16 protein-coding genes are annotated in these 24,250 nt (G+C 53.8%); 6 read left to right on the top strand and 10 right to left on the bottom strand.

Features of this window, described 5'->3' with window-relative positions; all coding sequences use genetic code 11:
• The first annotated feature begins 3 nt into the window (after positions 1-3).
• From KO497_RS17180 to KO497_RS19225, 5 genes are all read left to right on the top strand, one after another.
• Positions 4-1,728, top strand: coding sequence for a sodium:solute symporter family protein (locus KO497_RS17180; protein ID WP_215945190.1), 1,725 nt, complete (start codon positions 4-6; stop codon positions 1,726-1,728).
• 103 nt (positions 1,729-1,831) lie between these two features.
• Positions 1,832-3,652 (top strand): DUF294 nucleotidyltransferase-like domain-containing protein, encoded by a 1,821-nt coding sequence (locus KO497_RS17175; protein WP_215945189.1) that lies wholly within the window; start codon positions 1,832-1,834, stop codon positions 3,650-3,652.
• A gap of 13 nt (positions 3,653-3,665) precedes the next feature.
• Positions 3,666-4,187, top strand: coding sequence for a hypothetical protein (locus KO497_RS17170; RefSeq protein WP_215945188.1), 522 nt, complete (start codon positions 3,666-3,668; stop codon positions 4,185-4,187).
• 38 nt (positions 4,188-4,225) lie between these two features.
• Positions 4,226-4,621: a response regulator gene (locus tag KO497_RS17165; protein WP_215945187.1), complete on the top strand. Its 396-nt coding sequence runs from the start codon at positions 4,226-4,228 to the stop codon at positions 4,619-4,621.
• On the top strand, positions 4,611-6,713 hold the full coding sequence (locus KO497_RS19225) for a 3'-5' exonuclease (RefSeq protein ID WP_252729767.1): 2,103 nt from the start codon (positions 4,611-4,613) through the stop codon (positions 6,711-6,713). The genes KO497_RS17165 and KO497_RS19225 overlap by 11 nt, the downstream gene beginning before the upstream one ends.
• On the opposite strand, the gene KO497_RS17155 is transcribed toward KO497_RS19225, so the two are convergent.
• The 10 genes from KO497_RS17155 to KO497_RS17110 form a co-directional block, all read right to left on the bottom strand.
• A complete protein-coding gene (locus KO497_RS17155; RefSeq protein ID WP_215945186.1) occupies positions 6,702-7,322 on the bottom strand; it encodes an NUDIX hydrolase in 621 nt (206 codons plus the stop codon). The genes KO497_RS19225 and KO497_RS17155 overlap by 12 nt on opposite strands.
• A gap of 20 nt (positions 7,323-7,342) precedes the next feature.
• On the bottom strand, positions 7,343-8,512 hold the full coding sequence (locus KO497_RS17150; protein WP_215945185.1) for an HlyD family efflux transporter periplasmic adaptor subunit: 1,170 nt from the start codon (positions 8,510-8,512) through the stop codon (positions 7,343-7,345).
• Entirely contained in the window at positions 8,512-10,674 is a 2,163-nt protein-coding gene (locus KO497_RS17145; protein WP_252729774.1) for an ATP-binding cassette domain-containing protein, read from the bottom strand. Before KO497_RS17145 ends, KO497_RS17150 begins: the two co-directional genes overlap by 1 nt.
• A gap of 671 nt (positions 10,675-11,345) precedes the next feature.
• A complete protein-coding gene (locus KO497_RS19510) occupies positions 11,346-12,617 on the bottom strand; it encodes a TolC family protein (RefSeq protein WP_215945184.1) in 1,272 nt (423 codons plus the stop codon).
• 144 nt (positions 12,618-12,761) lie between these two features.
• Positions 12,762-15,824: an Ig-like domain-containing protein gene (locus tag KO497_RS17135; RefSeq protein ID WP_215945183.1), complete on the bottom strand. Its 3,063-nt coding sequence runs from the start codon at positions 15,822-15,824 to the stop codon at positions 12,762-12,764.
• Between the two features lie 335 nt (positions 15,825-16,159).
• Positions 16,160-18,607 carry a heavy metal translocating P-type ATPase gene (locus KO497_RS17130; RefSeq protein WP_215945182.1) on the bottom strand — a complete coding sequence of 816 codons (2,448 nt, stop codon included), beginning with the start codon at positions 18,605-18,607 and terminating at the stop codon, positions 16,160-16,162.
• A gap of 421 nt (positions 18,608-19,028) precedes the next feature.
• The gene (locus tag KO497_RS17125; protein ID WP_215945181.1) at positions 19,029-19,376 is read right to left on the bottom strand and encodes an L-rhamnose mutarotase; all 348 of its coding nucleotides are present in this window, start codon (positions 19,374-19,376) and stop codon (positions 19,029-19,031) included.
• Positions 19,377-19,410: 34 nt separating this feature from the next.
• Positions 19,411-20,562 carry a mandelate racemase/muconate lactonizing enzyme family protein gene (locus KO497_RS17120; RefSeq protein WP_215945180.1) on the bottom strand — a complete coding sequence of 384 codons (1,152 nt, stop codon included), beginning with the start codon at positions 20,560-20,562 and terminating at the stop codon, positions 19,411-19,413.
• A 160-nt stretch (positions 20,563-20,722) separates the two neighbouring features.
• The gene (locus KO497_RS17115; protein WP_215945179.1) at positions 20,723-22,003 is read right to left on the bottom strand and encodes an ABC transporter substrate-binding protein; all 1,281 of its coding nucleotides are present in this window, start codon (positions 22,001-22,003) and stop codon (positions 20,723-20,725) included.
• Between the two features lie 59 nt (positions 22,004-22,062).
• On the bottom strand, positions 22,063-23,154 hold the full coding sequence (locus KO497_RS17110) for an ABC transporter ATP-binding protein (protein ID WP_215945178.1): 1,092 nt from the start codon (positions 23,152-23,154) through the stop codon (positions 22,063-22,065).
• Positions 23,155-23,359: 205 nt separating this feature from the next.
• On the opposite strand from KO497_RS17110, the gene KO497_RS17105 reads away from it, so the two are divergent.
• Positions 23,360-24,247 (top strand): carbohydrate ABC transporter permease, encoded by an 888-nt coding sequence (locus KO497_RS17105; RefSeq protein WP_215945177.1) that lies wholly within the window; start codon positions 23,360-23,362, stop codon positions 24,245-24,247.
• The last annotated feature ends 3 nt before the right edge of the window (positions 24,248-24,250 follow it).

Raw genomic sequence — 24,250 nt, 5'->3', positions numbered from 1 at the left:
GATATGGATCAGTTTACACTTAACCTGCTCTTTGTTGGCGCGACCTTTGCGCTTTATATCGGCATCGCACTTTGGGCCCGTGCGGGGTCCACTGCGGAATTCTACGCGGCGGGGCGCGGTGTGCACCCTGTGCTCAACGGTATGGCGACAGGCGCGGACTGGATGTCGGCTGCGTCATTCATTTCGATGGCCGGCATCATCTCTTTCGGTGGTTACGACACCTCTGCTTATTTGATGGGCTGGACTGGCGGTTATGTATTGCTCGCCATGTTGCTTGCGCCTTACTTGCGGAAATTTGGCAAGTTCACCGTGCCTGAATTTATCGGCGATCGTTTTTATAGCCCAACAGCCCGCATCGTTGCGGTGATCTGTTTGATTACAGCTTCTGTGACTTACGTGATCGGGCAAATGACCGGTGTCGGCGTAGCGTTTTCGCGCTTTTTGGAAGTGTCCAATTCAACGGGTTTGCTCATCGGTGCCGCGATCGTTTTCATGTATTCAGTATTGGGCGGCATGAAGGGCATCACATACACCCAAGTGGCGCAATATGTTGTGTTGATCATCGCCTACACGATCCCAGCGATCTTTATTTCGCTGCATCTCACAGGCAATCCTATCCCTGCTTTGGGTCTGTTTTCAGACGCAACTGCGACCGGTCAACCTTTGCTGGAAACACTCGAGGGCCTCTTGGCTGATCTTGGCTTCAAATCCTACACCGAGCAACATGACACGACATTGAACCTATTCTTATTCACTGTGTCTTTGATGATCGGCACAGCAGGTTTGCCCCATGTGATCGTGCGCTTTTTCACAGTGCCAACGGTTGCGGATGCGCGCTCTTCTGCGGGTTGGGCATTGGTGTTCATTGCACTTTTGTATCTCACGGCCCCTGCGGTTGGTGCAATGGCCCGCGTGAACCTGATCAACACCGTTTACCCTGATGGCGTGGCCTCTACGCCTGTGGCTTATGATGAACGTCCTGACTGGATGGTGAACTGGGAAAAAACCGGTCTGCTGACGTTTGACGACAAAAACGGCGATGGCAATATCCAATACGTCAACGGCGATGCCAACGAGCTGACTGTAAACCGTGACATCATCACGCTTGCAAACCCTGAGATTGCCGACCTTCCAGGTTGGGTGATCGCATTGGTTGCCGCTGGCGGCTTGGCGGCTGCTTTGTCTACCGCTGCGGGTCTGTTGATGGCGATTTCATCAGCTGTGGCGCATGACTTGATCAAGGCGCAAATCAACCCTGGTATTTCAGAGAAAAACGAGCTGTTAGCGGCACGGATTTCGATGGGAGTTGCCATCGTGGTTGCGACCTATCTTGGCCTGAACCCTCCCGGCTTTGCCGCGCAAACGGTGGCTTTGGCCTTTGGTTTGGCTGCCTCGTCAATTTTCCCTGCCTTGATGATGGGGATCTTTTCAAAGCGCATCAACAACAAGGGTGCCGTGGCCGGTATGCTTGCAGGTTTGATCGTAACGCTTGTCTACATTTTCTTGCACAAAGGTTGGTTCTTTATTCCGGGGACAAATGCATTCACAGACGCAGAGCCGCTGTTGTTGTCGATCAAATCGACATCCTTTGGCGCAGTCGGTGCGATGATCAACTTTATCGTGGCCTTCGCAGTGTCTCGTGCAACGGATGAGCCACCTGCGGAAATCCAAGAATTGGTCGAAAGCATTCGCATCCCACGCGGTGCGGGCCAAGCTGTAGACCATTAAGAATAAGGTTGGGCCTGACCCACACAGGCCCAACCTTCCTCTCGGGGCGCGTGTTTATTAACGATGACATGCGCCCCACCCCATTTTTCCAAGGACAAACGCAATGGATATAGCTGCGCAAAATGTGATCGCGTTTTTGCAAACGGCCCATCCCTATGACGTTTTGCCGCTCGAGCGTCTGCAAGACCTTGCAGGACAGTTTTCACGCAAGACCTTTCAAGCTGGTCAGACGATTTACACCCATGATGACTTGCTTGACGGGTTATACCTGATCAAATCTGGCACGGTGGAAATCACAGAGGTTAACGGCGCGCAGCTGTCTGTCTTGCAACGTCAAAACCATTTTGGCGAACGCGGGCTTTTGCGCACTGGGCGTGCCGCCACGACCGCCGTTGCCGTGACCGATGCTGTTTTACTGATACTTTCGCGCGACGTGTTCCAAACCGAAATTGCCCGCAACCCTGAATTTGCGCGCTATTTCAATCGCGGACAGATCCGCACGGCGGCGGCACCAAGTTTGATGACCCAGCACGTGTCTGATTTGATGGCCCCAAGCCCCATCACCTGCCCGCCATCCTTAACAATCAAAGACTGCGCTCTTTTGATGCGGGACAATAAAGTATCCTCCGTCGCGGTGATTTCTGAAGGTGCGCTAAAGGGGCTGGTCACACTGCGCGACATGACCAACAAGGTTTTGGCCGCAGGTCGCAGCAGTGATGATGCGGTATCAACCATCATGACAGAAAACCCCATCAGCCTGCCGTCAAACGCGCTTTGCAGCGATGTTATTCACACGATGTTGGAGGCCAAGATTGGCCACCTGCCTATCATCGATGCAGGGCAGTTGGTGGGCATGGTTACGCAGACCGATATCACAGGGTTCTTTGGATCCTCGCAAACCCAGATGCTGTTTGATCTGTCCCAGGCCAATACAATCCAAGAGATGGCGCAGGTCACAGCCCGTTTGCCAGAATTCTTGATGCAACTGGTGGGCGCGCATTTGGCCCATGATGTGGTCACGCGAAAAATCACTGATATCGCCGACTTAGTCACCCGTAAATTGATCGCGATGTTTCAGGCGGAAAACGGTCCTGCGCCTGTGGGTTTCGCATGGGCGGCTTGCGGCAGCCAAGGGCGGCGCGAACAAACAGGTGTGTCGGATCAGGACAATTGTTTGATCATTGCCTCTGCCGCCACCGATCAGGACATGGCCTATTTTCAAACCATGGCTAGTTTCGTCTGCAAAGGCTTAGATGCCTGCGGATATGTTTATTGTCCAGGTGATATGATGGCGATGAACGAACGCTGGTGTCAAAGACTTGATGTGTGGGAATCCTATTTTGCAAACTGGATCGCCGCACCGGATGCTGAGGCGCAGATGTTGGCCTCTGTCATGTTTGACCTGCGCGTCATAGCTGGCGATGAAGACCTGTTTTTGCCCCTGCATGCCAAGGCGCTTGAAGCAGCCCGCGACAATTCAATCTTTGTTGCGCATATGATTGCAAATTCGCTCACTCACGCGCCACCATTAGGACTGTTGCGCGGTCTTGCAACGATCAAATCCGGCGAACATCGCAACCATATCGACATGAAGCACGCAGGCGTTGTGCCCGTCGTCGATCTGGGACGCGTCTATGCCTTACAAGGTGGACTGCTGGCTGTGAACACCCGCGCGCGCATCGATGAGGCAAATGAGGCTGGTATCATTTCCAAATCTGGCGGCGACGATCTCATGGCGGCCTATGACACCATAGCAACGGCGCGGCTGGCACACCAAGCCGCACAGGTGCGCAATCAAACGGCCCCTGACAACTATCTCAGCCCCTCGTCAATTCCCGCCTTTGAACGCTCGCACCTGCGCGATGCTTTCGTTATCGTACGCACTATGCAATCCTCACTCAGCGCACAGGGCGCGCGATCTTAAACAAAGGCCTCACATGCTGTTAGAATTCTTCGCCACTTTGTCACTCGGTGCAGGTGCTGCTGGGATTAGTTTACTGATTCAAAAGCTAACACGCGGCACACTGCCCCGTTGGGCCATGCCTGCTGCCGCAGGTCTTGCCATGTTAGCCTTTGCAGTTTGGAGCGAATATTCTTGGAGCGCGCGATCCATGGAGGCGCTCGACCCAGAGGCGATTATCGCCACCGAGGTGACGCAAAAACAAGTCTGGCGCCCTTGGACATTCATTGCCCCTGTCACCACCCGTTTGATTGCCTTAAACGGCGCGCATGCGGTGGACATGGACGGCACAGTGGTCGTCGACATGTATCTTTTGTCACGCTGGCAGAGCGGCGCTGTGGTGCCCGCCGCCTTTGACTGCCTATTAAACCGACGCGCAGATTTATTTAAGGGACGCGGCGAAGATATCACGACCACCTTACAATCTGCAGACTGGCTGGCTGTTGGTGCAAGCGATCCGGTCTTGCGCGCAGCCTGTGACAGGTTACGGTCAAGTTAACCGTCGCCCCCATAAGACAGACCAAGGTGATCTAGGCAATGCACATGCACGGCGCTATCGACATTCTCATCGCAGGTTCAAACGCCCCACAGAGCACCGCGATCGAATTGATATTGACCCATGAAGGCCACCGCGTGACATGTGTCTCGTCAGGCGCGCAGGCGCTCGCGCATATCAAGTCCTTGCAGCCTAATCTGGTGCTGCTCGATCCGGAACTTGCCGAGATCTCCGGGCTAGAAGTCTGCCAACGCCTGCGTGCAGATGCGGCCACTGCTGAGTTGCCCGTGGTCATGATCACCCCAGATACGCGCACTGTTTTTCAACGCAAGTTGGCCGCTTTGGGTGCAAGCGCTGTGCTGTCGCCCCCCCTCGCCCCACAAAACATCATCGATCTGGTAGCTCAATTTAACACAGGGGAATCCGATGAGGTTTGAACACTGGTCCTTGCGCCTGCGCATGTTTTTGTTCTTTGCCTTTTTGGCAAGCAGCACTGTGGCCGCTCTCTGTTTGGGTCTTGTGCTAGGGTTTAATAAACTGGGAAACCCTGAGGCTTTGGATGGTTTTGTCTTTGCTGGCATCATCGCGGGCTTTGGGACACTCGGCCTCTCGGCTTGGGTCTGGATGCTGTTTGATGAACATATTGCCAAGCCCATCGGCGCATTATCAGGCGCGTTGCTGGCCGCGACACATACCGAGCAAGACGATATGCCCACCAAAACCGGTGCGCGCTATCTGGGCGATCTTGGCATTGCCGCACAATCGGCAAGTGATGAGCTGACACGTACCCGCAAAGCCTTGGCGCAAACAGTGGCGCTTGAAACCACGCAGTTGATCGAGACCAACGAAAAGCTGGGGGCCTTGGCCGCTGAAATTCCCTTTGGGGTCTTGCTGGTGTCGGGCATGCACCGCGTCGTATTCTACAACGGTGCCGCACGTGCCATGTGCAGTGGTGACCACGACCTTGGGCTTGGGCACTGTCTGTTCGACACATTGGACAGCGCTGCGATCCTGTCGGCCTATGCGCGATTATGTGCAGGGGACGGTGGGATTGGGCATGTGATTTCAACCACTGTCAGACTTTCGAACGGCACTGATTTCCTATCCGCACGCTTGCGCTTGGTTCATGCGCCAAACGATATAGACGCGCTGCCTGCCTATGTCTTGACGCTGGATGATCTGGCGCAAGACCATCACCTGCAACAAGCCCGCCTTGATCTGGGGACGCTTGCGGTTCATCAATTTGCCCAGATGGGGGCGACGCTTCAAACCGCTCAGATGGCCCGCCAATATCTTGGGGATACCGCCGAAAGCCGCGCCCTAAACCGTGCATGTGATGACGCGTTGGCTCAGGCTGCACATGACGCCTCCGCGCTGTTGAAACAGTATCGCGACTTGGGCGATGACTGTGAAACGACAGCCTTAATGAAGGTCACAGGGCAAGACATCTGCAACGCCATCACCGCGCGCCTCAAAGACAGCGGGATCACCATCATCGCGAGCGAAAGCACGCCGCTGTTTTTCCATGTTGATCCCGACAAACTGGTCGCACTCATAAGCTATCTTGCGCTGCGATTATCGCGTGACGGAGCAAAGGCACTGTCCTTGCTGATCAGTACCGAAGACACAGGCGTGATCATTGCCTTGGGTTGGATGGGAGAGCTTCTGTACATTGATCGGCTCGAGGCCTGGCTCAATGAGCCGACAAAGATGCTCGATCCAGATATCACTGGACGTGCCTACTTAAACGACATGAACACCGATATTTGGCCAGAATTCGGAATCGGATCACGTCGTGTTGTGAAACTGCCAATCCCGCAGGCATCAATTAAAACCGGATCAAGCGGCGGCCTTGCCTATGACTTTGATCTATTAACCCAACAAACGACAGACAACACCGCAACGACACCTCTCAAACATCTCGCCTATGTGGTGTTTGACACTGAGACGACGGGGCTTTCGCCCGAAGATGGCGACGAAATTTGCCAGATCGCAGCCACGCGTATCGTCAACGGACAGATTGTGCCGGACGAACAGCTCAATACCCTTGTTGATCCTGAGCGCACCATTCCGATGGCAGCGACCAAGATTCACCACATCACAAATGAAATGATCCAAGGTCAGCCCAAGATTGATCTTGCGGGGCGTGCGCTGCACAGCTTTGCCCGCGGTTCTGTTCTAGTGGCCCATAACGCGCCGTTTGACATGGCGTTTTTGCACCGGCACGCAGACAGGATAGGCGCACCGTTTGACCACCCCGTGATCGACACTGTGCTGTTGTCCGCTGTCGTTTTCGGGCAAAGTGCTTCGCATTCGCTTGATGATATCTGCCGGCGTTTGAATGTTACCATTCCGCCGGAGCAACGCCACACGGCCCTAGGCGACACGCTTGCAACAGCCAAAGTGTTTTTGAAAATGCTTTCAATGGCAGAGGCCAAAGGGCTAACCACATTCGAAGCGCTTTTAGCTGAAATGAAACGTCACAAACGTTTGCTGCAAGACCTCAACACAGCACCGTTACCCAAGTGATGTGATCCGCCCAACGGGGTCACGATGGTCATAGAACGGTACAACTTCTGGCGGGCCTGAAATGGCGGTAAGCGCGTTGACCTCAGCCAAGACGATCCGCGTCACAAACGGCAAATCAAGCGTCAGCGCCTCGGCGACACTCACCCATTGCAAATGCACCAGCTCGTCTTCGGCGCGTGAAAAATCATCAAGATCATCCAGCACATCACTGGCATCGCAGATCAAAAAACGCGCATCAAAACGCCGTGGTCGCATGGGCGGCGTGATCGCGCGAAAGATGAAGCGCATGTCAGCCGAGGGTTTCAGGCTCAATCCTGTTTCTTCATGCAACTCGCGGCGCGCTGCAACCAAAAGCGCCGTGGCCAATTCAGGTGTCGCCTCAATCGCAAGACGTGCGCGGCAAACGGGGTTGATCAAGTTAGGGTCTGAGGCGTCATAATCTTGCGGATCAACGCGCCCCCCGGGGAACACAAATTTACCGGGCATGAACACAGCAGATTTGCCGCGTTGCCCCATAAGAACGCGAGTTTCATCGCCGCATTTACGCAGCAAAATAACAGTCGCCGCGTCGTGAATGGGGGTTGGGGTATCTGAAACAGAGTGCGTCATAGGTTCAACCTAAACCGCATTTAGGGCTCGCGAAAGGCCTCGCGCGATTTATACAAAGGTTTAAGCAGGTAGCGCAAAAATGTTTTAGACCCTGTGTGCAACTCAGCCTGCGCGCGCATACCGGGGCGGATTTCGATCTGGCTTTGGCGTTCTGTCAAACTGTCGAGGTTCACAGACACAGTCACACGGTAATAGGGCAGTGCATTGGGGTCGCGTTCATCTTGGAACGTATCAGCCGACAAGACCTTAACCTGTCCAGATAGCGTGCCAAAAATAGTATAGTCGTATGCTGTCAGCTTGATCGTTGCCGCCTGCCCTGGTTCGACATGCGCGATGTCTTCGGGGCGCACACGTGCCTCGACAAACAGCTCCTCATCCACAGGAATGATCTGTACGATCTCTTCACCGGGGCGCACGACGCCACCGATTGTGGTCAGGCTCAGGTTGTTCACAATACCGCGCATCGGCGATGTGATGATGGTGCGATCCAATTGATCTTCGGCCAACGTCAGCGCCTGTTTCACCGAAGCGATTTCTTGCAGCGTTTCCGAAAACTCTTCGGCTTCTGACAAGTTCGCTTGGGTGACAATTTCGTTGTATTTTAGCTGCGCATCCAAATGGGCTTTGCGCGTGCGCGTCACTTCGATCAGCGCCACCACATTGCGTGTCAGCATGTCTTCCATCAACGAACGTTCGGCTTCGACCTGCTTAAGTACATTCAGCGCGCCTTCTGATCGCGCCAAATAATCAGCACTCCGCGCCTTTAAAAGCGCGCGTTCCGAGGCGATAACCCCTGCGGCACGCGCGGCCAAAGCTTCTGGCACGTCAAAGGAATCCTTATCATCCAGCTCAGCCTCTAAGCGCAGTTTACGCACTTCCAAAGCGTCCAATTTTTCTTGTAAATCTTCGGCTGATGTCCGAAATTCTGTGCCACTGAGCGTCGCCAAAATGTCGCCCTGCTCAACCACATCGCCCTCAGACACCCGCAATGACGACAAGATACCACCCTCAAGATTTTGGATGATCTGCGGACGCGAAGATGAAATCATTTCACCATCAGCGCGCACAATTTCGTCAACTGACGCAAACGAGGCCCAGACGATAAACACAACGATCACCAAAGCGACGATGCGAATGATCCAGCCGGGCCGGTCCATGTCTTTGTCGAGCAGATTTTCAAGTTTGGACATTAGCCTTGCCCGCCGTTGGGTCCGCCGCTGGATTTCGACAAATGCGCCAGCACTTGATCGCGCGGACCATCGACAACCAAACGGCCATCTTTAAGGACCATCGTGCGATCGGCAAGCCCAACGATGGGCATCCGGTGCGTTGCTATCAAAGCCGTGCGCCCTTCGAGCCATGGCCCGAGACGTCCTACCAGCCCTGTTTCCAAGGACTGGTCAAGCGAGGCAGTAGGTTCATCCAGCAAGCACACGCGCGGGTCTTGTAACCACAAACGCGCCCAGCCAATCGATTGACGTTGCCCAACAGACAGGCCTTCGCCACCATCACGAATTTCCAAATCAAGGCCACGATGATGTCCGCGCACGAAAGGGCCAAGTCCAGAGAAATCAAGGGCGTCGAGCAAACGATCATCATCACGCTCCAGCCCGCCCAAATTCAGGTTGTCGCGCAACGATCCGGCAAACAGACGCACATCTTGCCCCAAGTAACCAACGTTGCGACGAATATCGCGCGGGTCGATCTGGCTCATCTCTGCGCCATCCAGCAGCACACGACCACGCGTCGGTGCGTATAGCCCTGCGAGCACTTTCAACATCGATGACTTGCCCGATCCATTGGCGCCAAGCACCGCAATCTTTTGGCCGGCTTTGATATCGAGCGCCGAAATATCCAGCGTCGGCGCGCCCTCGTCATCGTAACGGAACTGCAATTCGCGCAAGGCAAATTCGCCCTCGATGTCTTCTCGGCGCAAGAAATTGCGATCTTCCCCTGCGTCTTGCGGTGCAAGAGCAATGGCGTTCAGTCCCTCAAGCGCGGTTTTCACATTGCTCCAGCGCGCCATCGTGCCCGACAGCTGCGTCAAAGGGGCCAAAGTGCGCGACGTCAAAATCCCTGTGGCGATGATTGTGCCTACTGTAAACTCGCCAGCAAAAACCAAATAGGTGCCTAAAACCACAGCAGACAAATAGGTGACCTGCTGGATGCCTTGGCTCCAAAACGTCAAGAAGCCCGCAAGTTTGCGTTGCTCCGACGATTTGGCAGCACCTAGCACGTTCAGCTCGTCCCAAATGCGACGAACACGGTCTTCGCCGCGCTGGGTTTTGATCGTGTCGAGTTCGAACACAGCCTCATGCAACAGGCGCGATGCTTTGGCAGAGGCCCCTTGGGATTCGACCGTCAACCGCATCATTTTCTTTTGAAAGAAATATCCAGGCACAACCATGATGAATGCGCCGAGCATCAAGACCCAAACAACAGGTCCCGCAATCGTTGCGACCAACGCGAAGAACAAAAAGATAAACGGAATATCGGCCACGGTGCCAATGGTAGAGGCTGTGAAAAATTCACGCACAGACGAAAATTCGCGCATCGCCGAGAACAAGCCAGAGGGCGATGAGGGGCGTGCATCTGAGCGCATCCCAAGCAATCGTTCCATCAACATTGATTGCACACGCATCTCAATTTGACGCCCCGCACCATCCATTAGGCGCGACCGCGCCAGCTTGATCGCAGCTTCCAAACCCACGGCCAAAACAGCGCCCAACGCCAAAACCCACAAAGTGGACTGTGACTTGTGCGGGATCACACGGTCATAGACTTGCAGTGAAAACAGTGCCACGGCGACGGCCAAAAGGTTGGCCACCAAAGACCCAAGCGCGATCTCACCGATTTGTTTGCGGAATGCGCCGAATTGCCCCCAAAACCAATGCTCTGCCATCGCGGCAGGGGCATAGGATTTGGTCAATGTCGCAAGTGATTTTCCCGCCCGCACAACAGTACCAGAAAAGAAGGGCGCGAATTCATACATCGGCACTTCGGCGGTTTGATCTGGGGCGCTGCGATCGAAAATCGTAATCACATCGCCTTTCTGCGACAGCACAAGGATCACATGACCAGAGGTCATTTTCGCCAAAGCCGGCCATGCTTTCGGCGTGATGCTGGCCAACACGGTGACATCGGCGTTGAGGCCGCAGACCTCAAGCCCTTTGACCATGGCCTCGACGCTGACGTCTTCGTCTGGCTGGCCAGAAAAGGCTTCCAAAATGTCCGACACCATCGCCGTCACGCCAAGTTTCGACGCATAGGTCGCAACAAGTTCGGCACGGTGCACATGTTTGGTCACAACAGAACGTTTTTTGGCGGGGGCTTTGCCCACTTGCGCGCGCATAGGAAGCGCAGCCGTTTTTGGCGCGGCAGTCTTAGTATCAGGCAGCGGGAGTTTCACCTCAGGTGTCGAAACAGGAGTGGTTGCAGCGCGGGTCGGCTTTTGCGGTTCAGACTTTTGCGGCTCAGGCTTAGTGACATCCGAAACAGCCTTGCTGTCGGACATATTCTTAGCAACGCTGTCGTGCTGCGACGCAGCGGCTGGCCTTTCAATGATCTTGTCGTTTTGCGCTGGCGCCTTTTGGGGTGTGTCGACTTTTGATGCCACAGCGGGCTTTGCAGCATCGCTGACGCGGCGGCGCACAGCCTCTGCTGCTGCTTTTTTCAAAGCGGCATTGGGATCTTCTGGCTCAACATTTTTGGGTGGCTCGGCCGCAGCAGGCGCTTCGACTTTCACCTCAGATTTAGAGGATTTGAGCGCAGATTTAACGACAGCATCCGGCAAAGTGACCTTTGCGCGTGGCTTGGGCTGGGGACGCGGTGCTGTTTTGGAAGTCTCTTGAGGCGCAGGCGTTAAAGCCTCTGTCCCTTTCGGAGCAGATTTTGGTTTGGCCATGCCGCCAAAATGCACGGTCAACGGACCAATCTTTTTGCCCCGCGGCGGCTTGGCCTCGTTTGAAACGTTTTTCGGCGTCTCAGGCGCAGTCGAGGTGAAGGTGAGTTTTGGCAAAAGGCTCAAATGTCCGCTCCATCTGCCAAAGCACCAGCAAGACGTGCCATTTCAAGCTGCGTGAAACTGATTTCGTATTTTAAATCGATGTGTTTCAATTCGCTTTGCACCATTTGTTCGTACACTGCGACCACATCCATAACTGTTTTTTGCCCGCCTTCAAACTGCTCTTGGAACAATCTGAAATTGGTACGATTTTGCTGAACCAAATCGGCTGTGTCGCGCTCTTGTCGCAGCAAGGCTTTCAATTCGTTTTGCAAACGTGCGGATTTTCGGGCTGCGGTTTCTTTGGCCAAAGCGACACGGGCAGCGGCAGCGCGTTCTTCTGCTTTGAGCGCTTCGATTTCAGCACCTGTGCCAACACCAAGGTTCGCCGTGCCCCCAAAAGTGACCTCAGCACTGTCCTTTTGCCCCAAAATGCCGCCAGCGCTTAAGCTGGGCAATAGGCCCGCGCGTGCCGCTTTCGCTTCTGCAACAGACCGTTTGGCCTCGGCCTCGGCGCGCAGAACGTCAAGCGGCACCAAAGATGTAGATGGGACAGATATAGCATAGGCTTGCGTCAGAGGTGTCGCATAATGCCCGCCTGTCATCGCGCTAAACTCGGATAAGGCAGCGCGTTCCGCTTCGCGATGGGTGGAGGCTTCTTGATCCATATCCGCAAGTTTGGCACGGATGACCCGTTGATCTGATAGGCTGGACAGTCCGCCCGTCACACGCACAGACACCACGCGATTGAATTCTTGCATCCGCCCCAATCCACGTTCGGCCATGCCCGCCTTTTCGTGCGCCTCAGCTGCCGTAATGTACAACGTCAGGCCCGCGTGCAGACGATCATTCATGTCTTGAGACAGAGCCACCGCAGACACTTCGACATCGGCAGCCGCAAATGCCCGTTCAGCTTTGCGCTTACCGTTGTCATAGAGCACCTGATCTACGATGAGACCTGCAGCTAAGTCGCCAAGGGCGCTTAGTGTGATCGACGGACCAATTGTGGGAAGCCAATTTTGGTCACGTGCAATCGAGCGCATCTTAGAGGCGCGCAGTTCGGCTTGGGCCAAACCAGATGAGGTTTCCAACATCGTTTTGGCAACCGGCGCGTATGGAGAAGAAGATGACAACACGGACTGACGCGCGAGCAAGCCGTCGATGATATCTGATGAAGCGTCACGGCCCGCAGTGCTGAGACTTGGCTCGTTTGGGTCGACCTCGGCACGCGCATGACCACCGGCCAAACCCTTAATAAAGGCGACAGGTTTTACATCTGAAAGTTTTGACACACCAGACGCACCATCACTGCAGCCGCCCAAAAATGTGGCGCCTCCAATCAGAATGCAACTTAGTAACCCTGCTCTTTTCACTCTCTACCTCACCTTTTTTTCTCTTTATGCGAGGGCAGAACGCCGCCCTCGCAGTGAGTAGGTTTAAGGAAGTACAACGTCGATATCTGAATCCACGAACAAGACGCTGTCGTCGCCGAGTGTGTAGATGTCGTAAGATTGACCATCAATGTCTGTAGAGCCACCTGCAGTTGCGTCATCTGTCAACACAACCCGATCATCGCCACCGCCATGAACTGTCAGCGTGCCGTCAACGCCTGTTAAACGATCCAGATCAGCCGCAGACAATGTCAGCTCGCCGCCATTGACGAATTGCAAGTCAATCGCGCCCAGATCAAAATCGCCCAATCCAGAGTTATCGGTATCAACGCTGAAATAGACGCCCTCAGGACGCGAAGATCCAGTGTCGAGCACGAAGAGCGTGTCAGAGGTATTCCCTGCGTCATCCAAAGAGGACACAACGATTTGCGACCCGTTGGGGACTTCACCTGCAAAGTCCAACATGGTGGTCGAACCAAGGTCATATTCTGCATCAACAGAAACCTGTGCCGTTTGCCCTGTTTCGCTGATAGAAAAGACCGAAACACTGTCGTCACTTTCTTGCACGCGTACAGAGTCAACACCTTGAACCGAGCGGGAGAACCCTTCGATCATCGGCGCATCGCCAATGGTGTCGATTTCAAAGCTGGTGGTTTCAGTGGCCGTGTTGCCTGCTGCATCAGTCGCATCAATGGTGACAGAGGCTGTGTAATCTCCAGTCGCCAAAGTGCCTGGCGCGTAGGTCACGGACCAATTGCCTTGCCCGTCAACGGAGGCTTGTTGAGACACACCCTCAACCGTCACGAACACTGTGGAACCGGCTTCCACAACCCCTGTCAATGTCACGCCAGAGGTGCTCATTTCAGTCCCGTTAAAGATGCCATCACCACCAACGCCGCTGTCCATAGACAGCTCGTTGACCAAGGTGTCATAAGTCACGGCTTCGCTCAACGTGGCGCGGTTGCCTGCCGGATCGATCGCAACGACTTCGACGTCAGTTGAGCCTTCACCTCGCGGAAGTGCGCCCGATGGGACATCCAACGTCCAAGACCCATCCGCAGTCGTGGCCACAGAATAGTTCGCGCCGCCGATAGTAACGCTGACAGTCGAATTCGGCTCGACAGTTCCTGACAATGTCAGACCTTCCGCTGTCTCGGCTGAGTTCATGATCATGTCACTGCCGCCCGTGGTCGATGTGACCGCGAAACCATCAACAAAGGTATCAACCTGAACACCGGTTGTAACGCTCATCGTGTTGCCAGCCGCGTCAGAAATCGTCGCAGTCGCTGTAGTATCGTATTCACCGGCAACCACTTCTGATGCCGCGAACAAGACAGAGAAGGTTCCCGCGGATGTCGATGTCACAGTCTGTGTAGCGCCCCCCAAAGTCACTTCGACTTCGTGGTAAGGTGTGGCTGTACCCGTCACCCAAACACCATCAGACGCTTCAACAGCGTTGATGACATTGTCGCCCTCGATTGGGTTGGTCGACAAAGCAACTGTACCAGCAACAGTATCAACCCCAACAGATGTCACAGAGGTCGCCGTATTGCCGTATTCGTCGGTTGCGACAGCTGTCAAAGTTGTGTCGTATTCGCCAGCGGCCAATGTGCCCGCAGGATAAGTGACCGACCAAGTGCCGTCATTGCCCGCAACAGTTGTTAAAGACGATGTGCCGAGCGTCACAACAACAGTCGAACCCGCATCAGCCGTACCTGTAAAGGTCATCGGCGCGGCGCTTTCGCTCAAGTTGATAACTTCGTCACCACCTGAGTGACCTGCATCGATTGCAACGCCAGCTTCGGTATCGATGTGGAATGTGCCAGAAGAGGACACCACGTTTCCAGCCGCATCTGTTGCCACAGCCGTCACGGCCGCATCGTATGTGCCGCTTGGCAACGTGCCTGCCTCATATGTCGCAGACCAAGAGCCGTTGTCGTCGACAGTCACAGTGCGCGATACGCCCTCGACCGTTACGACAACCGTGGACCCCGCTTCGCCCGTGCCCGTGATCGATACGTCTGATGCAATTTCAACACCGTTCACTGTGCCGTCACCGCCAACCGTGCCAGTGCTGATGGTCAGTGAGCCTTCAAGATCGACATGCACGTCATGCATATACGTCGCCGCATTGCCCGCCGCATCCGTTACAGTCGCCCGAACGATTGTGTCGTAAGTACCCGCAGGCAAAGCGTCGGCATCGAATGCGACACTCCAAGTGCCGTCTGCGTTCACTGTGGTTTCAACGATTTGACCTTCCAGATCGACGCTCACTGTGGCGCCAGCCTCGGATGTACCAGAAATCGTCAAGCCATCGCTGGCCTCTTCGATATTGACAACATCGTCACCTTCAACGGTATCAAATGTTAGGTCTTCTGCTTCGGTGTCGACGACAAGAACGTCAGTCACAGTCGTGCTGTTGCCCGCCTCATCCGTCGCCACAACGGTCACGTCAGTGGTGTATTCGCCTTCGTCCAGATCCGCGCTATCGAAGTCGCCAACCCAATTGCCGTCATCATCTACGGTTGTCACAACCGTCGTGTCGCCAATGGTCACTTCGACTGTATTGCCTGGCTCACCTGTGCCCACGATTGTCACAGTACCTGTACCATACTCATCACCATTGACGATGTCGTCAGTGCTTTCGACACCATCCGTGATAGACACAACGGGCGGCGTTGTATCGGGCTCCTCGCCATCGCCGTCGCCGTCGCCCGTCAAAAGGCCAAGGCCGACAACACCTGCCGTTGCTGCAGCCGCTACACCTGCGCCACCAAGCCCCAAAAGGGCTGGCGCCAACGGAGCCACAACAGGCTCAACACGGTCCAAATCCAAAAAGGCCAGCTGGTCGTATTCGCTCCACTTGCCAGTTAAATCGACATCGTTATACGTCGCGATCAACTCGCCTTGACCCATATCGTCCAACTCGACGTGAGTCATCATGCCGCGCTCAGAAAGCAGCAGGTCTTTATCGCCGCCCTCGAAATAGCCGTCCAGCACAACCGTCTTGCCGCCAACAAGCGTCACGATCAAATCGCTGCCGCTGCGCGAATAGCTCGCAATCATCGCAGAAGATGTGTTCAAAGACACATCCTGAACACCACTCATAGAGAGGGTTTCGGACTCCCCAGAAAGAGACAAAGTACCCTGCTCGATATTGCCCGATGAATCGCGGAGAAAAAATTGAATGCCCAACATAATACTACTTTACTTTACCCCAAGGAACACACGACTGTTTTTGCGTCGCATCTTTTTCGTTAATTGCTCACTGTGAATCTACACGAAAGGCGAATCAGTGACTAGAGTCAAAATGAGCCTCGGACACAAAAATGCCCTATTTCACTACCAAATACCCCCATCGTGACTGGGGAAATGGGTACATATGGTTATCACTGCGAGATATTGGTCGCTGGATGCAACCGAGAAATTCCCTCAGATATCCCTTATGCCACGCCGCTCACGCGCCGCAATCGCAAGGCATTGGCAAGCACAAAAATTGAACTCAGCGCCATAGCCCCTGCGCCAAGCATCGGCGATAATAAAAGGCCAAAACCGGGATAGAGCGCCCCAGCAGCCACAGGAATAAGAATGACATTGTAGGAAAAGGCCCAAAAGAGGTTTTGCTTAATGTTGCGCATCACAGCGTCACTCAACTTAAGCGCCGTCAATACGGCTTGTGGATCGCCAGCCACCAAAACCACATCGGCGCTCTCAATCGCGACATCAGTGCCTGTTCCAACGGCAAGCCCCACATCAGCCTCAGCCAGCGCGGGCGCATCGTTGATCCCGTCGCCAACAAAGGCCACCGGACCATAGGTGCCGCGTAAGGCCACAAGCGCCTCAGCCTTGCCCGCAGGCAAAATCCCCGCCAGTACAGTATCGACGCCTAAGATTTGCCCAACGGCTTTCGCGGCAGACTGCGTATCGCCGGATATCATCGCCACTTTGATGCCGCGGCGTTGCAATGCCTGCACCGTGCGCTTCGACGATGGGCGCAGTTGATCTGAAATCCCCAAGACCATCACTGGCTCGCCACCGACAGCCACCAAAACGGGCGTCACACCGCGCGCGCCCAGCGCATCTAGCGCCTCTTGAAACGCTGAGGTCTCAACGCTGTTTTGCTCCATCAAGGCGATATTGCCGATTAAAACGGAACGACCGCCTGAGGTCGCCTTCAAACCAAATCCTGTTAAAGACGTCACCTCTTTAACCTCAGGACGCGCCCCACCGCGCGCATCAGCTGCCCGCTCAATCGCGCGCGCAAGCGGATGTTCGGACTCCGCTTCGACAGCTGCGACCAAAGACAAAAGATCAACCTCATCCCCATCGGAGCCCCCCTTGGCGAGCATCACAATATCGCTCACCTCAGGGCGGCCTACTGTCAGCGTACCTGTTTTGTCAAAGGCCATAACCGCGACATCTCCCAAGGCCTGCAGCGCATCGCCCTTGCGAAACAGCACGCCAAGTTCCGCCGCTCGCCCCGTGCCCACCATAATAGAGGTGGGCGTCGCCAAACCCATGGCACAAGGACAAGCGATGATCAAAACGCAAACGCCCGCCACCAACGCGTATTGTAGTACCGGTTCAGGTCCCCAAAAGAGCCAAGCGCAAACGGTCACAAAGGCCAGCGCCATAACGACGGGCACAAAGACCCGCGTGATTTTATCAACAAGCGACTGAATAGGCAGCTTTGCCCCCTGTGCTGCCTCAACCATGCGAATAATCTGCGCCAATTGCGTGTTGGCCCCGACACCTGTGGCGCGATAGACCAATGCCCCATTGCCATTGATCGTGCCCGCACGCACAACCGCGCCGATCGATTTGACCACAGGCACAGGTTCGCCCGTCATCATACTTTCATCCACATAGCTTTCGCCACTCACAACAATGCCATCGACGGCAATTTTTTCGCCGGGACGCGCATGAATAATGTCATCAAGACTTAAAGCTTCAAAGGGCAACTCAACCAGAAGCCCGTTCTGTTCGACTCGTGCAGATTTTGCGCCCAAGCCAACCAGATGCCGAATAGCCTCGCCCGTGCGCCCTTTGGCGCGCGCTTCAAAATATCGCCCCAATAGAATGAGCGTTGCGATCACACAGGCCGCTTCGAAATAGACAAATCGCGCCGTAGCTGGCAGCAAAGCAGGCGCAAAGGTCACGACGCTTGAATACGCAAAAGCCGCGCCAGCCCCCATTGCCACAAGGGTGTTCATCTCAGGCCCTCCGCGCAACAGTGCTGGAATACCTTTGACAAAGAACACTCGCGCAGGGCCGATCAACACAACCAAGGTCAAAGCAAACTGAACAAACCGCCAGATTTGCACAGGCACAAGCATCGCAAACCAATGGTGGAATGCGGGGATCAGATGCCCGCCCATCTCGATCAAAAACACAGGCAGGGTCAAAGCCAGCGCCAAAATCAATTGTGATTTCAAATGTCGCGCTTCATCGACCTTGCGTGCCTCCCGTGCATCACCTTCGGCTAGAACGGCTGTGTATCCAGATGTTTTAATGGCATCGATCAGCTTTTGCTCCGAAAACAAACCCGCGATGACAACAACCTGAACCGTCTCGGCTGCCAAATCCACCGCTGCGCGCACCACACCCGGCAAGGCCATAAGCGCGCGTTCAACACGTCCCACGCAAGACGCGCAACTCATGTCGCTGACATTGAACGTAAACGTCTCGATTTGCGCAGGATATCCCGTACGCGTCAATATATCAGACAGGTCCAAAATGGTCGCGGGGGCTTCAAATTGGACTTCGGCGGTTTGCGTCGCCAGATTGACCTGCGCCATCTTAACACCGCCATGCGCCAACAGCGCGCGCTCGACTCGCCCAACACAGGACGCACAATTCATGCCTTCAACAGACAACCGCACATTTTGCATGTATATATCCTCGTCTGCTCGGAAACCTGCATAAATTTCACTTCTGTCTCTATATAAAATTTACTCGATTACCATACAATGCGGCAAAGACGGCCAAGCTTTTGTTGCCAACAACAAAGAACACCGCAGCCTTACCGAAACATGGCTGAACGACCTTCGCACGCGAAATATCAGCGCCAGCGCGGGCTCTCATCTTTCAAAATAAAGCCGAAGCTACCTTTGATCTATTTGAGAAGCGGCGGGCACCTATGGAACGCGGAACATCCCACCTAAAGCAAGACGCCTTCTAGATCATCTAAACAAATCCCTAAGGTCGTACATTCAGACTCCCAAGCAGATTGAGCGCTCAAGCAGACTCAAAAATCGATCCATCATTGCGGGTCGAAGCGAATTTTAACGTCATGACTTGCAGACTTAATAGTCAATCAAGATGGAAGACTTCAATCATGTCTGCCCAACCGTCATCGTCACTCGACAGGCCGATCTGCATGGGGCCACAGATCGCCAACCATCTCTGCATGGCCGCAGAGGCATCCAATGCCGCCTGATCGGTGGTCCAGTCCTGTCCATGATATTCCCAATGGCCAAACAATATGTTCTCAGGCCGACGTAGGTATATTGTATACTTTCGAATGTTTGCCGCACTGAGCGCAGCCAAAACATCAGGCCAAACCTGCGCATGTATATCTGTATACGCTACCACCTGATCCTCGCGTAAGCGCACCACCATTCCGCGTCGCTGCGGCGTGATCACTGACTGTTCTGACATGTCTTCACCCCAAAAGTGGCAGTTGAATTCGCGCTCACGCCCTTAATCTAGTGAGAGCCTGACAGTCAGGCCCCGTTTTGATGTCCACATCCGCAACGGGATCGGGCGCGGCCCAAACCGTGCGCGCCTCATCCGACAAGCCAAAGCCAAGACCTGGCCTGTCGGACACATGGGCAAAACCGTCGCGCATTTCGACAGGGGCATCGACCAAGTGATCATAGTTTTGGAAGGCAAACTCCATCCATGTCGCCTCCGGCAAGGCGCAGGCCGTATGGACACCGGTTTCAAGCGTTGTATTGCCAAGCGCGACAGGCAACCCATGTTCGGCAGCAAGCCAGCCCAGCCGCATCACATCACTGACACGGCCATGCAGGTTCACAATATCGCACGCCCGCGACATCAAAAGTTCAGCGCGCCCCGACACATCCAAATATTCGCCGGAATTGATCTGTGTCCAAGGCGTCGCGGAACAAAGCGCCCGAAGCCCAGCTAAATCACTGCGCAAAATCGGATCTTCGACCCAGATGAAATCAAATCCGGCACGTCGAAACATATCCAAACGCATCATCGCTTGCTTCGGCGACCACGCCTCGTTTGCGTCAATCATGATACCCGCATCCGACCCGACCGTTTTACGAAGCAATTCGAGCCGGTTCATATCCCAAGCGGGGTCTGTGTGGCCTAGCTTGATCTTGAAAGTTGTAAACCCGCAATCTGCCGCATCCTTGAAAAAGGCACAAAAATCTGCATCCGAAAGATGAAATTCGATCCCGCTGGCATAGGCTGGAACCGACCTGCGTTGCCCCCCAAGATAATCGGCCAACGGCAACCCTGCCTGTTGCGCTGCCAAATCCCAAAGCGCGATTTGCAAAGCTTCACCAAAACCGTAAGTCGCGTCGCGTTGATTACCACCCCGCGGACGGGTCACACGGTGAACAAGCGCTTGCGGATTTTGCCCATCTAGATCGGGCCAAACGTGGTTTGTAAAAATCGAGTTAAGCTGCAAAAGCGGAGGCACAGCATCCCAAAGCGCATGGCCGAACCCCAAGCCCACATGCCCCGCCCCATCGCTGATTTCTAACGCGAAACCATAGAACCGATCAAAGCCGACCTGACTGTCCCCGATGATACGGTCGCGTTTGAATTCAAACCGTGTGATCTTGAAATCTGAAATCTTAGTTTTCATTTTGGCCTATTAAAACTATCCATTTGTGGATCAATTGGAAACAATGGCACCCTCTCCCACGCAGGCTGAACTGTTCAGGCATGGGCGCAGGATGTCATGGAATGAAAAAGGCCACGGTCAAAAAAATCTGTGGCCTAATTTCACGATGTAACGTTCGGCGTTACTGCCAAGCAGGGTCGCCAGCTGGGCCAGCCATGCTTGCGCGACGCTTATCAATGTTACGCAAAATGTCGTTCGCCGAGAACATGCCAGTCATCATCGCTGTCATATCCTGACCGATATCCATCCACTGCGGGTTGAAATATGTTACGGCCGTTTGCATCACAACGCGCTTCATATCTTCGCTCTCGTCTATCGCCGCTTGGATGCCATCCGGCAGACCGCTCGGCGTGCCAATGAACGGCAGGTTGGACGGCGCGCCCGGAAGGGACATATAGGTTTCAAGAACATCTTCACGCATCAAGTACGCCAAGTATTGCTTCGCCGCATCAATGTTATCACCGCCAGAGAATACGAACTTTGTCGGACCTGCAGGGTTGATCGTAACATATTGATTGTCGCTCAAAGGCACAGGGAAGACGCCGATGTTCGACACATCATAGTCAGGGTACTCCCCGAGGACAGCCGAGAAAAAGGACGCGCGGTCATGAACAATGGCAACCTCTTCGTTAACAAATTTCTTCGGAGTAGCAGCATATAGATCGGACAACACATTATCGCCAAAGCAACCAGCATCGTAGAGCGTCTTGATCTGCTCAAGGTTCTCGATCATTGCCTCGTTGCCCTCGAAGACAGCTTCATTGGCATTCAGCAGATCAAACAAGCCTTCGGTCGCGTCTGCCACCTTCGGGCCAGAATGCGCAAACATCAGCACGTGATGCCAGCCATCACCGAAAGGCTCATAGATCGGCGTAATGCCAGCATCTTTGAACACTCCGCAGACCTCAAGCAACGCATCAAAGCTACGCGGAATTTCAACACCGTGAGCTTCAAACAACTCTATGTTGTAGTTGTAAATAAATGGCGCGACCCCTGATGGCCAGTATGTCAAACCATAGAATTCATCGCCCATTGACGCGGCTTCGCGCACCAGCGGTTGAACACGATCCACCCAATCCTCTGCGCTAAGATCCACAGCCGTTTCCGTGATATTATAGGACAAAAGATCACTATACCCGCTCTGCCCCATGAAGATATCAGCAGCCTCACCAGAGTTCAGGCGCGCCTTGAGCACAGAGTGATACTGATCATCAGGAATGGCCTGAAAATCAACTTTAATACCTGTTTCAGCCTCAAACTGACGCGCGATCTCCAATTCTGGTTCGTTGATCCAATTCTGGCTGCCCATAACGCTGATCGTCACATCCTGCGCGAACGCAGCAGTCGTGGCGAGAGTGAGTGCAGAAATAGCCGCCCCACTGAGTAATTTAGATAAATGCATGATCCCTCCAGTTTAAATTTTGATATATCAGTATGAACATAAGATAAATCAGTCAATAGCTATTTTTTTACCCCAGCATCCAAGCGCTGCTCAGTTCGCGCATCGAACAAGTGCAAGCAATCAGGATCAAAGGAAACGATCATCGCATCCCCTTGCTGTTCGCTCAGCCGTTCATTGATGACGCATTGAATAGCATGCCCCTGCAGGTCCAGTTTCAACATCGTCTCAGAGCCTGTATTCTCCAAAAATGCGATCTTTGCTTGAAGCGCCCCTTCCCCGCCTAAACGCGTGCGATAGACATGACTCGGGCGAATACCGAGCTGAACAGCCAAGCCGTCATGGTTCGCATAAGCCGCCGCAATTTCGACATCGACCCCTTCTGCCTTAAAGAAGCATTGCCCTCCTCTGGCTTCGATCACTCCCGGAATAAAGTTCATCTGTGGAGACCCGAGAAACCGTGCAACGAAGATATTTTGTGGCTGATCGAAAAGATCCAAAGGCGTGCCGACCTGCTCAACGCGCCCCGCCCGCAGCACAACGATCCTGTCGGCCATTGTCATCGCTTCGACCTGATCGTGTGTAACGTAAACCGTTGTTGTTTTGTATTTTTTCTGCATCAAAGTGATTTCCGCACGCATTTGCACACGCAACTGCGCATCCAAATTCGACAGCGGCTCATCAAACAGAAAAGCGCGCGGGTCACGCACGATAGCACGCCCCATAGCAACCCGTTGCCGCTGCCCGCCCGAAAGTTGACCGGGCTTACGGCGCAGCAACGGCGTAAGCTCCAAAGCCTCTGCAGCTTCCGCCACCTTTTTGCGAATCTCGTCCTTTGGACGACCGTCAATCCGCAGAGAAAACCCCATATTCTGCTCGACATTCATATGGGGGTACAAAGCATAACTTTGGAAAACCATAGCGATGTCACGATCTTTGGCCGACACATTATTAACCTGCTTATCGTCGATCATGACCTCACCCGAAGAAATTTCTTCAAGCCCTGCGATCATGCGAATGAGAGTAGACTTTCCACAGCCTGAGGGACCAACCAAAACGACGAACTCTCCGTCTTCGATGTCAAAACTCACATCTCGCATGACCTCCAATCCGCCATAAGACTTGCAGACATTACTCAACTTAATCGAAGCCATGATATCCTCCCTCATTGTCCACGATGCGCTCACCAAGCGTAAATCTGATGATATAGTATATTTATAATGCTTATTGATATTTCAACTTGCCATCAAGATAAATGATGCCTAACTTTAGCCAACACCGAACACAGGCGCATAGCACAAGACAACAAAGTTTCAGGCGCCGCCACCAAGCACGTGTTTAATATCGAAGGAGTTTAGCTTGCTGCCCTGGTTCAAGAACAATTCAAGATATCCACTGCTCTTTGCGTTGCCCGCATTGACGATTTACTTGACCTTTACGATCGTACCTACAGTTCTTGGCGTCGGCTTTGCCTTTACAGACTGGAACGCATATCGCAGCGATATCAATTTCGTTGGCCTCAAGAACTTCCGCGAGGTGTTATCACCCGACGAGCTGTATTTATTCTATCTGAAGAACACGCTGATTTTCACCATCGCCACCATCTTTTTCAAGACAGTTTTCGCGCTGGCATTTGCCTTGCTGCTGAATGGTACGATCAAACGGTTTGTAAACCTTTACCGGATCATGATTTTCCTACCGGCGATCCTGCCGACCCTCATAGTGGCCTTGGTGTTTAAGTCTATCCTCCATCCGAGTGAGGGAATTCTCAATCTTGGACTGGATGCCGTCGGGCTTGGATTTTTGGCTCAAAAGTGGCTCGTCGACCCCTCAATTGCTCTTTATTCAATTATCGGCGTCGATACATGGAAAGGTGTTGGCTACATCATGGTCATTCTTTTGGCCGGACTGCAAAGCATCCCCAAAGACTATTACGAAGCAGCAGAAATTGATGGCGCCAATGCCTGGCAACGGCTTCGATTTGTGACAATTCCCATGTTGATGCCTGCACTTGCTGTGGTGACTGTCTTGAACGTCATCTATGGGTTGCGGGTGTTTGATATGGTGTTTGCCCTCACAAACGGCGGCCCAGGTTTTGCAACAGAAGTCGTCTACACCGTTATTTTCAAAGCTTTTTCGCAGGGACAATATGGCCTCGGAACGGCACTTTCGACTGTTCTTCTCGTCATTCTTCTGATCGTCGGCGTGTTCGTTGTGCGCCTTCTTGACCGCAGCCCAAATAGGTAAATC

The organism is Pacificibacter marinus (assembly GCF_018860665.1).
Lineage (GTDB): Bacteria > Pseudomonadota > Alphaproteobacteria > Rhodobacterales > Rhodobacteraceae > Celeribacter > Celeribacter marinus_A.
Note: the sequence above shows the minus strand (reverse complement) of the source record. Positions and strands in the feature narration are given on the sequence as shown.

Coding starts and splice junctions, on each gene's coding strand:
- KO497_RS17180 (WP_215945190.1), top strand. CDS start 4: ATGGATCAGTTTACACTTAACCTGCTCTTTGTTGGCGCGACCTTTGCG.
- KO497_RS17175 (WP_215945189.1), top strand. CDS start 1,832: ATGGATATAGCTGCGCAAAATGTGATCGCGTTTTTGCAAACGGCCCAT.
- KO497_RS17170 (WP_215945188.1), top strand. CDS start 3,666: ATGCTGTTAGAATTCTTCGCCACTTTGTCACTCGGTGCAGGTGCTGCT.
- KO497_RS17165 (WP_215945187.1), top strand. CDS start 4,226: ATGCACATGCACGGCGCTATCGACATTCTCATCGCAGGTTCAAACGCC.
- KO497_RS19225 (WP_252729767.1), top strand. CDS start 4,611: ATGAGGTTTGAACACTGGTCCTTGCGCCTGCGCATGTTTTTGTTCTTT.
- KO497_RS17155 (WP_215945186.1), bottom strand. CDS start 7,322: ATGACGCACTCTGTTTCAGATACCCCAACCCCCATTCACGACGCGGCG.
- KO497_RS17150 (WP_215945185.1), bottom strand. CDS start 8,512: ATGTCCAAACTTGAAAATCTGCTCGACAAAGACATGGACCGGCCCGGC.
- KO497_RS17145 (WP_252729774.1), bottom strand. CDS start 10,674: ATGCGCGCGCAAGTGGGCAAAGCCCCCGCCAAAAAACGTTCTGTTGTG.
- KO497_RS17135 (WP_215945183.1), bottom strand. CDS start 15,824: ATGAGTGGTGTTCAGGATGTGTCTTTGAACACATCTTCTGCGATGATT.
- KO497_RS17130 (WP_215945182.1), bottom strand. CDS start 18,607: ATGCAAAATGTGCGGTTGTCTGTTGAAGGCATGAATTGTGCGTCCTGT.
- KO497_RS17125 (WP_215945181.1), bottom strand. CDS start 19,376: ATGTCAGAACAGTCAGTGATCACGCCGCAGCGACGCGGAATGGTGGTG.
- KO497_RS17120 (WP_215945180.1), bottom strand. CDS start 20,562: ATGAAAACTAAGATTTCAGATTTCAAGATCACACGGTTTGAATTCAAA.
- KO497_RS17115 (WP_215945179.1), bottom strand. CDS start 22,003: ATGCATTTATCTAAATTACTCAGTGGGGCGGCTATTTCTGCACTCACT.
- KO497_RS17110 (WP_215945178.1), bottom strand. CDS start 23,154: ATGGCTTCGATTAAGTTGAGTAATGTCTGCAAGTCTTATGGCGGATTG.